The sequence below is a fragment of the Bradyrhizobium sp. USDA 4452 genome, from assembly GCF_054063575.1.
Map to the genome: position 1 here is coordinate 7,013,819 of NZ_JBSSGK010000001.1, position 12,748 is coordinate 7,026,566.

The window sequence follows — 12,748 nt, forward strand, 5'->3', positions numbered from 1 at the left end:
GATCGTTGTTGGAATTCTCGATTAGCGGCGGCTTGTCCTGCATGGATGATCCGCTTCAGCGCGAGAGCGTGGCCCAAGGTCGGCCGGTTGCGACAGTGAGTCAGCTAAGAGTTGGCTCTATGGCTTCGGGCTTAGTGAAGGTGTGGGCGAGGGCGGCTGAGGCGCCGGCGCTGGTTGATCCAGAGAGGTGATTGGCTGATCCGTGCCATTATGCGGGATGCAGGTCCCGGCATTCGCAAGTTTTCCGGCGGCTTCCTCTCGATCGTGGCGATGGTGGCGGCCACGGCGCTTGTCATACGGGTCTTCATCCATCATCGAGCGCAAACTCAAGGCGCTGTAGGCGTTCGCATAGGTCTGCTGCAACTGCTGCTCAGCGGCCAGGCAATCCGAGAGCTTCTCGAACACAAGATCGGTTTGAACAGGTGCTACGCCAGCAACCAATACGACTAGAATCCACTTCATCTGTTCGCGATCCCAACATCGATCGTGCCCGCAAACGCTTGGCGGATTGAGGAGTTCCAGTTAGGTCGGCTGGCTCTCTGAGCATTTCAGGTGTCCTCGGCGACCTTCTTGAACCGCCGGGTCCAGTCGTGACCGCGACGGGTGCAGAGCTGCACCTCCTCGTTCGAGAAGTGGACCTGGACGTGGTAGCCGTCGAACTTGATCTCGTAAATCCAGCGTTCGTCTCGCGGCACCTTGCCGCTGGGCGACGCCAGCGCCGGCGCGATAAAGCCGGGAAAGAACGCCCTCGCCCCGATAGCGCTGGCCTCTTTCGCTGAAACGCCACGACGTAACTCCACAAACGATGAGCTGATTCAAATGGACGTGGTCGCCGACGTTCCAGCGAGCATTTGGAACTCGTGATCTTACCTTGCGTTTTGGCAGAACGGCAAACACAGCGAACAAGCTGACCTCCAGGCCGACGCGGATGTCCGCCTGACCCTGCAATAGTAGAGGCGTATGGACATGAAAGAAGCCTCGGCCATGACGAAAGCTTCGGGGCTAATTGAGGGGCAGGCCGGCAGCAGTCGGAACTTCGAGGCGCTCCGTCCACAGTCCCAGCAGCCTTCGCAGGATGTCGCGCTGCGCTGGGCCGAGCGGCTTCGCGCGGTTGCCGTTCAGGCGCCCCTGCAGTCGGTCTTCGTCGCCTTCCTGATCGGGATCTGGATCGGGCACCGGCGCTAACAGAAACCGCGAACCTGCGCGCGCCGTGGCCAGGAAGCTCATAACGTTTCGGAGCCCAAAGATCTCAGCAGCTGCATCGCTGACCAATTCACGGGGATCAGGACAATCAAAAGGTCGCGGCTCAATGCGCATGTTCTGGTCGGCGGGCGAACGTATCGCCCGTCCGAATAAATGGTCCCGACGCTCTTTTGAGGCGGGACCAAATTCCGGGTCAGGGTATCACTACATCGACCTCTTATGACGCTTATGGCGATGATGAGAACTGCTCTTCATTCCAGTTCCGCTCTTCATTCCCCCCTTTTCGGCAGTGTCATTGGCCGTTGCGCCGGGATTTGCTGATGACGGGCTGCTTGAGGCGCCCTGACCGCTCTTCTGAGATGGCGAGTTGCCTCCACCACCGCCGCCTCCACCTTGAGCGGATGCGGCTGCAATCGATCCAAAGATAAATGCAGTCGCCAAGACCACTTTCGTAATTCTCATGGAGAGTCCTCCGAATGTGCCCCATCCGGCAAACCGGTGAGGTCCGAGACGTTCCTAAAAGAGCATTGAAGGGGAGCGCTCGCACATTGAAGGGGAGCGCTCGCAGGCGCCGTTAGGCCGCGGGGCCTGGCCTTGCGATTTAGCTTGCGCGCGGCCTGGGCAAGCACTCGACGGCGTCGCCGACTTGGCAGCTACCGCTAGGTGCGGCGCCCCCTTTGGCGCTATGGAACGGTCCAGGCGCTGACGAATTTTCCGGTCATGAGCGCGGACGAATATCTGGAGAGGGCAGAACACTACCGGCGGGCCAAAGAGACCGCCGACGACACGTTCACTCGCCATTTTCTTGAGCGGATGGAGCACAGTTATCGCGTCCTGGCTGCGAGCGAAGCAACCCGCGCGGCTTCGCATAACGTGAAAGAGAAGCTGAATGATCGGCGCGAATAGTTGAACCCTTCATTTCCTAGCCCGCCCACTCCACTTTCTGATAGTCAGCCGGTCGCTAACAACATGCTCGGCACGGCCGAGCGACTGCGTGACAATTGTGGGTACGGAATCTGCATGTGGTCAGAGACCAAAGCCGCGAAAGGATTGTTAGATGCAACTCGCAACGCTACCGGCCAGTGCCTTCAAGTCGCCGGCCATTAGCCTCTCTGGCATTGTCGACTATAATATGTATACCGCCTTTCGAACGCAGTTCGACAACGCTGCCGATAAAGACCTTGTCGTGATCGAACTGTCGACCTTGGGTGGCGACCCCGAGGTCGCCCGGATGATGGGGGAGGATGTGCGGTTCGCGAGTGAGACAGAGCCGCAACGTCGTTTCGTCTTCCTCGGTAAGGCTGTGATTTATTCGGCGGGCGTTACGTTCATGAGCTTCTTTGCGCGTCCGAACAGATACCTCGCGCGCGGCACGCGACTGATGATCCATGAACGCAAGCTTTCGAAGAGCCTGGTGATCGATGGTCCTTTGACGACATGCATTGCGGTTGTTAGGGCGACGCTCAACGAAATCGAATGCTCGATCGCCATACAGAACGAGGGCTTTCAAAATCTAATTCTTGGCTCGAACGTGACGATCGAGGAGGTCATGCAGAAGGCGCCGTCAAACTGGTATCTGGAGGCGCAGGAGGCGAAGACGTTGGGTCTGATCGAGACGGTTCTGTGACGCCCGAAATGGCGTCACAACGCGGTACCGGCGAGGCCCCGGGTAGGGGCTTTGGAGGCATCCCGGTGCGGCGTAAGCGCGTCAGGCCTTGGAGGCGCCGGGCGTGCTGCTCCATTATCTGAGCAGCAACATGCGTTAGTTCAACGCTATTTGCCTTGGCGACACTCTACGTCATGCCCCCGACATCGCGATCACCCTCGTATGACGTTCAGCCGTCGGCAGGGCAATGCCAAGATTACGTTCCGCCGGCAGACTTGGAAGGAGATTTAGTCACGGGAGATGCAAGGCGCTACAGCCTAGATGGATGAAACTAAGTGGAGGAAAGAAGATCGCCACGCTCTTTCTTGCGACTGCGGTGCAAGTGAGGCTCGCGGGCGCGCGCTCGGTTCAGGCACTCCAGTTGCTTAGCAGCAGGCCCGTTGTCGGCTCGATCTAGCGCTGAATGCAAGCAACCGAGCGCCGCGCCCATCGATAGTACTGGCCGCAGGGGGGAGTCGGTCGGGAAGTGGCAGGACATTCATTCCGAACTGGTCGAGCTTCTTGCCAGCCGTTACGCACGCACGCGCCAAAGACCGACGTATGACAGCCGACGCCGCAGGCATCGGCGTCCTTTGCTGCAGTCAAAACAACCAAAATCAAGCTGATACCGAGCAATAAGTGCAACATGAACCTTTTCCTTCCAGCATTTCGCTAAATCGAAATGATATGGCTTCGTTCCCGAGCCCCTTTTTGTTCCCGGATAAGCGCTTCGGGGAAAGAGCGTTGGGACTGACGGTGAGGGCGCTCGGGACAGGACCGTGTGTGCCTTCACCGGATTGCCTAATTTCCCCGGCTGTGCACCGTTCCTATCCAATGGCCTATCCTCGACGATGACCGGGAAGACGTTCACTTTCGTTTTGACAGCGGTTCCGCAGAACGCTTACCGGCGCGATGCCAAAGTAGGGCCCGAAGACCTAGCGGGGTCGGTGGGGCCACTCTCGAGAACGGCGCGTCTTTCGGCGAGTGCATGATCGAACAACTCGAGGACGAGGCCGAATGCGACCATATCTTCTTGTTCGATTGTGCCGTCGTCGAAGCACTTCAGGGTTTCGCCGATAATCGTGTTGACCTCCCGTTGCGATGCCAGCAGATCCTGCTCACACCCAGCATTGCGAACCTCCGATACCGCGGCGAGAATGCGGCTGCGATGGCTGGTGTTAACCACCCGTTCGTCCCGGTTCAGATAGCGCCGGAACCAAGCGGCGGCTGAACCGATCCCGGAGAGAAAAAGTAGGGCGAACCAGAAGTAGTCGCTGTACTTGTCCAGAAACGTCCGCTCGGTCCCGTTGATGACTGCTGCGGCGCCCCGGTGTACGGAAGGCTCGGCCTCCTTATCCGTCTCTGGTTTCGTGATGTGCGCCGCGCCGGCCACACGTTGCGTGATCGTATCGCGCACCGCGAAAAGCTGTCGATAGAAGGTCGCTGCCTTGGCTTCCGACAGTTCTTTTCTGGCCAGGATGAGATGGTTGACGCTGATGGTGTCGATCTTGTCCTCGGGCCAGGCCGGGTTACCGTTGAAGGCGCTGCCGGGGATTTCCTCGGCCTCGTAGCGTGGATGCCGCAGGGCGATCGCCTCAGATGCTTGGATCGGAAGAAACTTCGGCGCCCCGCGCGATCGGGACGTCGCGGCGATGGCCGCAGCCGTGATCTTGCTATCGAGAGGCCCGACGGCGAGATACGCGTCTAGAGTGTTGTCCTGCGCAAGCTTTTCGATCTCTTCGGTTCCGAATTGGGCCGTGGCAACCTTGTCGGGCTGCACGCCTGAACCTTCCAGGATTGTCCGCAGGAGCGCGACGTTGGCGCCGGTCTGTCCGATGATGCCGACCTTGTGTCCCGCGAGATCGGCGATCTCACCGATCTTTGCAGCGCCCTTCTTCTTGGAGTTCTTGCCCGCGCGTGCGGACGGCGACCATATGACGATGTAGTTCTTACGCAGGACGGCCACCGTCTGCGCATCAGACGGCATGGCGAGGTCGCCGCGACCGATTGCCAGGTCGGTTTTGCCGGCCCCCAGGAATGTAAGGGATTCGGCCGCTCCGGCGGTAGTGATTGGGGACAATCTAACCGTCCTGCTTTCCTCTTCGAAGGCCTCCGCCATCGCTTGGACCACCTGATGGTCGTCGCTCCCTGAGGGGCCGACGGCGATCCGGAGGGTCTCCGGCTGCAGGACGTAGAATAGGGCGGCCGCGGCGGCGCCAAAAATGATGAATCCCAAAGCCAGCAGGATCAGGAGCCTTCGTTGCCGTCGATCGGAGGCACTCCTGACTGCGTCGGACGGTGGCATCAGCGGACTCCCTAAGCAAGTCCCTGCTGGGAACCTGGGACGAACCGTCGCCGAACCCGAATGTTCCGTCAGACGCATGCGGACGAACCGGAACCTTGCCATCATTGGAGGGTTCTCGACCCTGCCGCATATGGCGGCGAGGAGAGAGAAAGATGAACAAGCTTCTACTGACAGCTGCGATGGTGGCGATGATTTCAACGGGCGCGATGGCGCAGTCCACCGTCACCACCACCACCGGCACCGGACATACTGCCGCCGTGCAGATCGAGCCGGAATACCGTACGAAGATCCGGTCTTACGTCACCGAACACAAGGTCCGTCCCGTGGAGACCCGCGAGAAGATCGTTGTCGGTCAGCCGGTGCCGCGCGAAGTCGAGCTCGAGGCGGTCCCTGCCGAGTGGGGTCCCTCGCTCACCAAGTACCGCTATGTCTACTCGGGCGAGCGCGTGATGCTGGTCGATCCGTCGACCCGAGAGGTCGTCCAGGAGATCGACTAGTCCCTCCGACTAGTCACTCCAGTGGCGGGTCGCTGAACGAAGCGGCCCGCCGCTCCAATCCAGCCTCCGCCGATACCTGATTTCTTATCTGCGAGCGGCCGTCCATGCCGATCATTTCATCTTCGTCCGCGGATGCTGCTAAGCCATGGCCGCAATGCCTGCAGCATCGGGCGTCGAGATTGAAGCTCCAGAGCGGCCCGCCCGCATCCGAAGCGTTCGGCAAAGCTGCAGAAAGGCACCTCCGATCGGCGTCTCGCCTTCGAGCGGACCGAGCCATTTGCTGGTGGATGGGGTGACAGAATGCTGGCCGTGATCCTGCAAAGGATAGGCCGCGCCTTCCATAGCGCGGCCTCGCTGCGTACGGATCGATAGCTCTCACCAGTGCCGGTAATGCCCATGCCAGTGGTGCCGAATGACCGGATAAGAGCCGCGGTAATAGGCGTAGGCCGGGCGGACGACGCGACGATAGCGATAACCGTAGGAAGCGGGCGCCGTGTAGTAGGTCGTGGTGTAGCCGCCGCCCCAGCGATACGGCTCATCGTACCCGTAGTCGTAGGCGTACGGGCCGCCATAATAGCCGGCGCCGTAGTAGCCGGGGCCGCTGTAGTAACCGTAACCCGGTCCCCAGCCGTAAGCCGAAGAGGCGAGCCCGCCGATCACGGCACCGGCAACCAGGCCACCGGCGATCCCTGATCCCCATCCGCCTCGCCAGTGAGCTTCGGCAGGAGCCGTCGTGGCTACAGAGGCCAGACCGAGGGTGCCGACCATCAATGCCGATATTGCAAGCTTCTTCATCAAGGATATCCTTTCATGTTGCTCAAGCGCCCCGCCAACAACGGGAAAAAACGGCAATGGTTTCGCTCGGCGCCGACGCAGCTTAACTCAAGAACATCGAGCTTCCGCCACAACAGGAAGTTCAACGTTGCGTTCAGTGCTGCGCCGCGGAAGCGCTCCATGGCCATTGCCTGACGTGGCCGCGTTAACTTTGTTGAGTTCGGCGAGAATCGTCTTACACAGTCGGACTTCTGCGGGCGCCCGAAAAGAACCAGGTGGGACGCGAGGCCCTCAACGGCGTTCCGACAGGAGGCGATAGGCAGGGGAGGTGCGGTGAACTTCCAAGTCACTGTGCTCGAGATCCTGGTTAGTATCCCGAGGGGGTTCGCCGTCATGGCCGACCTCAAGCGCGATATGGCGATTCTGGCGACGAGGGGGCGACTGGGCCGAGCGGACTAAGCGCCTCGCCGCTCGCGTGCCCGACCTCGACATCCTCTCGCAAGGAATGGTCGAGCGTCTCAAAGGCGGATGGCACGGCACTGAGAAGGGTCGTGCCGTGCTCGAATTCATAAAGGCGGGACCGCCGAGATGCGGACGGAGAGCGCCCGCAGCGGAGCCGTCGGCTTTAGCCCCGACCTCTCCGCTTCTTGCCGCCAAGCGCTCTGGTCGAAGCCTGCGCCTGCAGCGTTGCCGTGCGGCGCGAGAGGGCCAGTGCCAAAGCGTGTTGGATACGTATTCTCCGAATCATTGGGGTGATCGGCAAAATAGGAAACTTTCCTGACGTCTTGCGTTTCGAGAGATTGGATTGGTCGCCGGGAGCCTGAAGATGGTCGACGATGTCATCTCAAAGAATGCCGCCGAGACCGCCTGGACAGTTTACCGGGCGCGCCACCCTGACGTTGACCCGCGGGACAGCCGGCGCTGCCTTCTCGAACACTACCTGCAAAGGAGAGGGGAAGAGCGAGAGAGCGATACCGAAGAACTCACCGGCTTCGGGATTGCCTACCTACAGCGTCTCCCCCGAGACAAATGAAGACGAGCATGAAAGTGCTCGTCACATGCGTAGCTCGGGGGAGCACAAGGCCGTTTTGGACGCTGCTCGCGATCGCCTTTCTCATCTCCGCAGTCGTCGTGACCGGCTTGCGGGTCATCTTTGGTGAGTGATCGATGCGGATCGCCCAGCTTGCTCCCTTGGCCGAGAGCGTTCCTCCAAGGCTGTATGGTGGCACGGAGCGGGTGATCGCCTGGCTCGTGGATCAGCTGGTCGAACTCGGGCACGACGTCACCCTGTTCGCGAGTGGAGATTCGAGGACGACGGGGAAGCTCCATACTGTCTGGCCGCGCGCGTTGCGGTTGGGGCGGAAGGGCGTCGATCCAAATGCCGCCTGCGCTCTGCTGATTGAGGCCATCGCCGAGCGCGCAGGCGAATTCGATGTGATCCACTCGCATGTCGACTGGTTGCCTCTGCCAGTCCTAGCTCGCTCGGGTGTGCCGTTTCTGACGACCATGCATGGCCGGCTTGACCTACCCGGCTTATCCGGCGTGATCGGCGCGTTTCCGCAGGCCCCATTCGTGTCGATTTCGGACAACCAGCGCCGGCCCCTCCCGGAGGCGAACTGGGTGGCGACGATTCCGCACGGACTCCCCAAGGATCTGTTTTGGCCCGCCTACGGATCGGGTTCGTACCTAGCTTTTCTCGGGCGACTCACTGCGGAGAAGGGCCCGGAGGATGCAATACGCATTGCCCGTGCCGTCCAGATGCCGCTGCGGATTGCCGCCAAGATTCCCCGCGCGGAGACGGTCTACTTCAAAAAGAAGCTCGAGCATGAGATCGACGGCGAGAATATCATGCTGGTCGGCGAGGTAGACGAAGTCCGCAAGCAACCGTTCCTCGCGGGTGCCGCCGCCTTGCTGTTCCCAATCAAGTGGCCCGAGCCATTCGGCTTGGTCATGATCGAGGCAATGGCGTGTGGGACGCCTGTGATCGCCTATCGCTCTGGATCGGTGCCGGAAGTAGTTGAGGACGGAGTCACCGGCTTTATTGTGGACAGCGAGGAGCAGGCGATCGAAGCCATCAAGGAAGCCGTGCGGCTAGACAGAAGAACGGTTCGCGCCCGCTTCGAGGATCGTTTCGTCGCCAGTCGTATGGCAAGGGAATACGAAAGCCGGTATCGCGAGCTGGTCGCTCGCAGATGACGCCGCTCGAAGAACTCGATGCTGATGCTCTCGCGTTGGAGCCCCCGACGGTCAGTCCGACGCTGTGGCAGAAAGGAAATGGCCAGCGCCTACTAACGCATTTGGAGTCTTGGCCTGGGCTGAACGGGCAAAGACCGCGCATTAACCAACAGAACCCTCGTCCCATTCCTCAGCATCGATCTCATGCAATTGCCGAAATTTCACGATTCGGAACCGAACGCCACGCCGAGGGTTGATCGGCTTCCACATTAGGGAGGTTCAGATGAACAAGCGTTTATTCTTGGCCACGACCGCTGCGGTCGCGATCGCGACTTCGGCGTTTGCGCAGTCTTCTCCAAACACGTCAAGCTCCAGTCCGTCCACGACGCAGCGTCAACAGGATACGTCGACCACGTCGCCCTCGACATCGACCACGTCACCTGGCTCGTCATCCGGATCCGCACAGACGAATCCTTCGTCGAATTCCGGCCAGATGCAGGTTCCGTCGACGAACGGTCAGAGCGCGGCGGGCCAGTCGTCCAAATCCCGGAAGCGGCACGAACACGACGCAAGCGCCTGCTTCGAACAATTCGGCCAACCAGGCTCAGACCAATCCCTCCAACCAGGGCACAACACCCTCGAACCAGGCGCAGACCAATCCGCCATCAAGCACGAACAATCAGACGCAGAGCGCCAATCCGCCCGCGTCGAACACCAACCAGGCGCAGTCGCCGACGGGTAGCGGATCGACAAACGCCGCGCAGCAGCCAAACAATCAGCAAAACACTGCTGACCGTTCCTCGAACACCAACGTGAATGCCGCGGCGAACATCAACGACCAGCAGCGGACGCGCATCAGCACGTCGATCTCGCACCTAAACGTGCAGCCGCTCACCAGCGTGAACTTCTCGCTGTCGGTGGGCACCGTCGTGCCGCGGGACGTCCACCTGCAGCCACTGCCCGCCGACGTCGTCGAGATCGTGCCCCAGTATCGGGGCTATGACTTCGTTCTGGTGAAGGACGAGATCGTGATCGTGGAGCCGTCCACCTACAAGATCGTGACGGTCCTGCCGTACTCCGGCCGCTCGACCGCGTCGGCGCCGGCACGAACCGAGCAACGCAAGGTGACGTTCAGCGACCGCGATCGCGAGGTCGTCCGCAAGCACGCCAAGGCGCGCCCGGTCGAACGCGAGAGTCGCACGACCGGCAGTACCGTCCGAACCGAGATCCGGACCGGCGAGCGCGTGCCGGAGGACGTTGAGATCGATACCTTCCCGGAAGAGGTCTATCGGGATGCTCCGAGCCTTCGCGAGTACCGGTACATCAACCGGGACAGCCGTACCTACATCGTCGAACCCCACGAACGTCGCGTCATCGAAGAGATCGACTGACTCGCGCTAAGGAGAACATGATCAAGACCGTCCTTCTACTCTAGGATCGCTCGGGTCGGCCTCTGCGAGTGCCGCCCCGCTCGCGCCCATCGCGACGACCGGGTTGGTCGTGTCAAGCAGATCCGTCTCATCTGTAACGAATATGGCCGTTGCTACCCGACCCGAGGTTCCGCTACGTCCACCACCACTACGGCGGGGACCCGAGTATGTGGTTCGCCGAAGTTACCACTATGGCAGCCCCGGCTGCTACGACCGCAGCCATGGCTACTACGGTGGTCCCCGAGCATCGGTACAGCTTGGCACCCGAAGCTGGTGAATTTAAGAAGGGGCCGCTCTTCGAGCGGCCTCTTCAACTCTGTGCTGCTTTGGCGGAGAAGAGTTGTCTGCTGTCGTGAAGCCCCTGAGTCGAAAGGAGCAGCTGATCCCGGGCCTCAATCCGGGTCAGAACGAGCGTTCCGAAAATCCAGGCGCTCCTCGCCGAGATCGAGACCGATCTGAGGCTCCTTGGCGCCAAGGATTCGCATACGCGTTGGGCAGCCACAGCTTGTAAGTTCGCGCACCACCGCGTTGTTGCCCTCGGCCCCCGGCAGACGTGCGGTGAAGCTGATCGATGACATGGCGCAGGCGATGCGCTTGCTGGTTGACGCGATGTGGCTGGCAATCCGGCTGGAATATTGCACGTCCTTTGCCCGTTCACGCAGAGCGTTGACCTTAGCTTGCGCCGGTTTGCCGAGTTCCGCATAGGCACGAGATAGATCGCGAGCACGCGCACGAAACCGACGATCAACGATGCCAAACCAGGTGATGGTCGCGGCCTTGGCGCTCCGTGAACCAAGCAAATGGGCTCGGGCGGAGCTTCGATAGCCTGCCGCTCCCATAGGAACCTTTGGTCCTGCCCGCGTTTCCCATCCGGAACCAAGAGGATGTTATGGCCGGAACAATTCGAGAAACCGCGATCATGGAGCCGAGCGTCCCTGGCGTTGCATGGGCGGCCGTTGCGCCATTGCGTCCCTGGCTTTGACGCTTGTGATGCTTTCTTTCGGTGGGCATGAGTTTTGCCGTCGTCTCACCGTGGGGCAATGCAGGCGTTTCAGCGAAGACGTTTGCAGATCGGTTCGGGATTTTTCTTTATCGTGACGGCGATGATCTGGCGGGCTATCTCGCTGGACGCTTGCGCACGAAGTGGGTCGGAATACGCGGTCCGGGAGTGCTGTTTCCTGGTCATTGGCTTCGTTGCTCGGCGCTGTCCTGTTCGCGATTTCACAAGGCGTCGGATTATAGTGAGAATGAACCTTCTGTCGCCGGCATTCCGTTCGGCGCCACGCATGTGACGTGTCGAAGATCGAAGGACGCTACTGCGGCGGTTGACCGTTCGACGCCGAAACGCCGCCATCGACCGCAACGTTAGCGCCGGTCATGAAGCTGGCGTCGTCGCTCGCGAGAAAAGCGATGACGGAGGCGATCTCTTCCGGCTCGCACACGCGACCGAGCGGAATCCGTTCAGAAAATTTTGCGAGCAGTTCCTTGTCGCCCATCATGTCCTCGGTCATTCCTGTCCGCGTGAGTGACGGACAGACGGCGTTGACGCGCACGCCTCTCTTGCCGAGATCCATCGCGAGGGCGCGCGTGAGGTTGACGACACCGCCCTTCGCGGCGTTGTAGGGGCTCATGGCCCAGTCCCCGCCGACTCCGGAAACCGACGCCGTATTGACGATCGATCCCTTCGCCTTCTCAAGCTGAGGAAGGGCCGCTCGGCAGCCGAAGAACACGCCGTCGAGATCGGTGGCCATGACCTTGCGCCATTGCCCGTTCGTGATGTCCTCCGGCTCGCCGCCCTCGTGAACACCAGCATTGTTCACCAGGACGTCCAAGCGACCGAATCGCTCGACGGCCGTCGATATTATTTCGTCTACGGCGTTGGAGTCGGAGACATCAGCAACATGAGCCAAAACGCGGTCGACATGCATTTCCTTTGCTACGCTCCCGAGGCGGATTTCGTCGCGGTCGACCAGAACGACGTTGGCACCTTCAGCCGCGAAACGACGCGCCGTTGCGGCGCCGATGCCGGATGCCGCGCCCGTTACGATGATAACCTCGCCTTCGAACCTGCCTGTCATGTGCATCTCCGCGCCCGACCGCCCCAAGTCGTCATGGTTCATGTCTTCGCCGTCATCGAGACCGAGCGTGCCGCCGCGCCATGAACGAGATCGCGATAATTGCGTTCGGTCCTGTCGGCATCTTCAACCTCCGCAGCACGCGCTTCGCACTCCGCGTCTTTCCGCGGCCTCGACGGTGGCACCTTCGGCTTGCCTAGTTTCTGAGACATCCAGGCTCCTTCGCGTTGTGATCGATTGCACCTACGCGAGCCTTGTCGGCCTGGGCGGGTGAGCCGTCTTGGGATGACGGTCGTGCAGGAACTCGGCTAACTCGTTCGCGACAACGCCGCTGTCAACAGCAGCGGCGAACAGGCGCTCCTGCGCGTCCCGGGGCAGGTCGGCCCACGCCTTCAAGGCGGCGCGACCGAGCACCGCGGCGAATCTGACTTCGTCGCCATGCCGGAGTTCAGACGCGTTGCGGTAGTCCCTCCGCTGCGTCGTCGGCTCTTCTGGGACCTGCGGAGTCGCTCTATACGCAACAGCTGGTATGCCGGCCGCTGCTTGGCGCGCTCCTTCGTCCGCCAGTCGACCGTCTCCGACGATCTCGCCAATGAGTCGTTTGGCCGTTCCGGTCACTGATTCCTTCACGCTCATCTTGCTGC

Annotated in this window: 15 protein-coding genes and 1 pseudogene; 9 read left to right on the forward strand and 7 right to left on the reverse strand. The window is 60.9% G+C overall.

Translation table 11 applies throughout. From position 1 onward, the window contains the following. Positions 1–117: 117 nt before the first annotated feature. Positions 118–462: a hypothetical protein gene (locus ACVISU_RS32835; RefSeq protein ID WP_456709680.1), complete on the reverse strand. Its 345-nt coding sequence runs from the start codon at positions 460–462 to the stop codon at positions 118–120. 86 nt (positions 463–548) lie between these two features. Further along, a complete protein-coding gene (locus ACVISU_RS32840) occupies positions 549–695 on the reverse strand; it encodes an ATP-dependent DNA ligase (RefSeq protein WP_456709681.1) in 147 nt (48 codons plus the stop codon). 265 nt (positions 696–960) lie between these two features. Here ACVISU_RS32840 and ACVISU_RS32845 point away from each other — a divergent pair, with 265 nt between their 5' ends. From ACVISU_RS32845 to ACVISU_RS32855, 3 genes are all read left to right on the forward strand, one after another. Next, positions 961–1,185: a hypothetical protein gene (locus ACVISU_RS32845; protein ID WP_456709682.1), complete on the forward strand. Its 225-nt coding sequence runs from the start codon at positions 961–963 to the stop codon at positions 1,183–1,185. 738 nt (positions 1,186–1,923) lie between these two features. Beyond that, complete coding sequence (locus ACVISU_RS32850) at positions 1,924–2,109, forward strand: hypothetical protein (protein WP_456709683.1); 186 nt, start codon at positions 1,924–1,926, stop codon at positions 2,107–2,109. A 151-nt stretch (positions 2,110–2,260) separates the two neighbouring features. Next, complete coding sequence (locus ACVISU_RS32855; RefSeq protein ID WP_456709684.1) at positions 2,261–2,830, forward strand: peptidase S14; 570 nt, start codon at positions 2,261–2,263, stop codon at positions 2,828–2,830. A gap of 919 nt (positions 2,831–3,749) precedes the next feature. Here ACVISU_RS32855 and ACVISU_RS32860 read toward each other — a convergent pair. After that, the gene (locus ACVISU_RS32860) at positions 3,750–5,153 is read right to left on the reverse strand and encodes a TAXI family TRAP transporter solute-binding subunit (protein WP_456709685.1); all 1,404 of its coding nucleotides are present in this window, start codon (positions 5,151–5,153) and stop codon (positions 3,750–3,752) included. Between the two features lie 152 nt (positions 5,154–5,305). Here ACVISU_RS32860 and ACVISU_RS32865 point away from each other — a divergent pair, with 152 nt between their 5' ends. Next, a complete protein-coding gene (locus ACVISU_RS32865) occupies positions 5,306–5,650 on the forward strand; it encodes a DUF1236 domain-containing protein (RefSeq protein ID WP_050401567.1) in 345 nt (114 codons plus the stop codon). Positions 5,651–6,025: 375 nt separating this feature from the next. Here the strand turns inward: ACVISU_RS32865 and ACVISU_RS32870 are convergent, their stop codons facing one another. Next, on the reverse strand, positions 6,026–6,445 hold the full coding sequence (locus ACVISU_RS32870; RefSeq protein ID WP_456709686.1) for a hypothetical protein: 420 nt from the start codon (positions 6,443–6,445) through the stop codon (positions 6,026–6,028). Between the two features lie 15 nt (positions 6,446–6,460). Between ACVISU_RS32870 and ACVISU_RS32875 the strand changes: the two genes are divergently transcribed. The 5 genes and pseudogenes from ACVISU_RS32875 (at position 6,461) to ACVISU_RS32895 (ending at position 9,990) form a co-directional block, all read left to right on the forward strand. Beyond that, positions 6,461–6,619, forward strand: coding sequence for a hypothetical protein (locus ACVISU_RS32875; protein ID WP_456709687.1), 159 nt, complete (start codon positions 6,461–6,463; stop codon positions 6,617–6,619). A gap of 138 nt (positions 6,620–6,757) precedes the next feature. Next, positions 6,758–7,205 (forward strand): annotated as a pseudogene (locus ACVISU_RS32880) (hypothetical protein). A gap of 45 nt (positions 7,206–7,250) precedes the next feature. Next, on the forward strand, positions 7,251–7,457 hold the full coding sequence (locus ACVISU_RS32885; RefSeq protein WP_456709688.1) for a hypothetical protein: 207 nt from the start codon (positions 7,251–7,253) through the stop codon (positions 7,455–7,457). A 134-nt stretch (positions 7,458–7,591) separates the two neighbouring features. Beyond that, complete coding sequence (locus ACVISU_RS32890; protein ID WP_456709689.1) at positions 7,592–8,620, forward strand: glycosyltransferase family 4 protein; 1,029 nt, start codon at positions 7,592–7,594, stop codon at positions 8,618–8,620. A gap of 791 nt (positions 8,621–9,411) precedes the next feature. Beyond that, on the forward strand, positions 9,412–9,990 hold the full coding sequence (locus ACVISU_RS32895) for a DUF1236 domain-containing protein (protein ID WP_456709690.1): 579 nt from the start codon (positions 9,412–9,414) through the stop codon (positions 9,988–9,990). A 431-nt stretch (positions 9,991–10,421) separates the two neighbouring features. Here the strand turns inward: ACVISU_RS32895 and ACVISU_RS32900 are convergent, their stop codons facing one another. The 3 genes from ACVISU_RS32900 to ACVISU_RS32910 form a co-directional block, all read right to left on the reverse strand. Beyond that, the gene (locus tag ACVISU_RS32900) at positions 10,422–10,868 is read right to left on the reverse strand and encodes a hypothetical protein (protein WP_456709691.1); all 447 of its coding nucleotides are present in this window, start codon (positions 10,866–10,868) and stop codon (positions 10,422–10,424) included. Positions 10,869–11,342: 474 nt separating this feature from the next. Then, a complete protein-coding gene (locus ACVISU_RS32905) occupies positions 11,343–12,149 on the reverse strand; it encodes an SDR family NAD(P)-dependent oxidoreductase (protein WP_456709692.1) in 807 nt (268 codons plus the stop codon). A gap of 198 nt (positions 12,150–12,347) precedes the next feature. Further along, positions 12,348–12,740 (reverse strand): hypothetical protein, encoded by a 393-nt coding sequence (locus ACVISU_RS32910; protein WP_456709693.1) that lies wholly within the window; start codon positions 12,738–12,740, stop codon positions 12,348–12,350. Positions 12,741–12,748 lie beyond the last annotated feature (8 nt).

Coding starts and splice junctions, on each gene's coding strand:
- ACVISU_RS32875 (WP_456709687.1), top strand. CDS start 6,461: ATGTTGCTCAAGCGCCCCGCCAACAACGGGAAAAAACGGCAATGGTTT.
- ACVISU_RS32845 (WP_456709682.1), top strand. CDS start 961: ATGGACATGAAAGAAGCCTCGGCCATGACGAAAGCTTCGGGGCTAATT.
- ACVISU_RS32850 (WP_456709683.1), top strand. CDS start 1,924: ATGAGCGCGGACGAATATCTGGAGAGGGCAGAACACTACCGGCGGGCC.
- ACVISU_RS32885 (WP_456709688.1), top strand. CDS start 7,251: ATGGTCGACGATGTCATCTCAAAGAATGCCGCCGAGACCGCCTGGACA.
- ACVISU_RS32865 (WP_050401567.1), top strand. CDS start 5,306: ATGAACAAGCTTCTACTGACAGCTGCGATGGTGGCGATGATTTCAACG.
- ACVISU_RS32860 (WP_456709685.1), bottom strand. CDS start 5,153: ATGCCACCGTCCGACGCAGTCAGGAGTGCCTCCGATCGACGGCAACGA.
- ACVISU_RS32900 (WP_456709691.1), bottom strand. CDS start 10,868: ATGGGAGCGGCAGGCTATCGAAGCTCCGCCCGAGCCCATTTGCTTGGT.
- ACVISU_RS32905 (WP_456709692.1), bottom strand. CDS start 12,149: ATGAACCATGACGACTTGGGGCGGTCGGGCGCGGAGATGCACATGACA.
- ACVISU_RS32855 (WP_456709684.1), top strand. CDS start 2,261: ATGCAACTCGCAACGCTACCGGCCAGTGCCTTCAAGTCGCCGGCCATT.
- ACVISU_RS32870 (WP_456709686.1), bottom strand. CDS start 6,445: ATGAAGAAGCTTGCAATATCGGCATTGATGGTCGGCACCCTCGGTCTG.
- ACVISU_RS32890 (WP_456709689.1), top strand. CDS start 7,592: ATGCGGATCGCCCAGCTTGCTCCCTTGGCCGAGAGCGTTCCTCCAAGG.
- ACVISU_RS32835 (WP_456709680.1), bottom strand. CDS start 462: ATGAAGTGGATTCTAGTCGTATTGGTTGCTGGCGTAGCACCTGTTCAA.
- ACVISU_RS32910 (WP_456709693.1), bottom strand. CDS start 12,740: ATGAGCGTGAAGGAATCAGTGACCGGAACGGCCAAACGACTCATTGGC.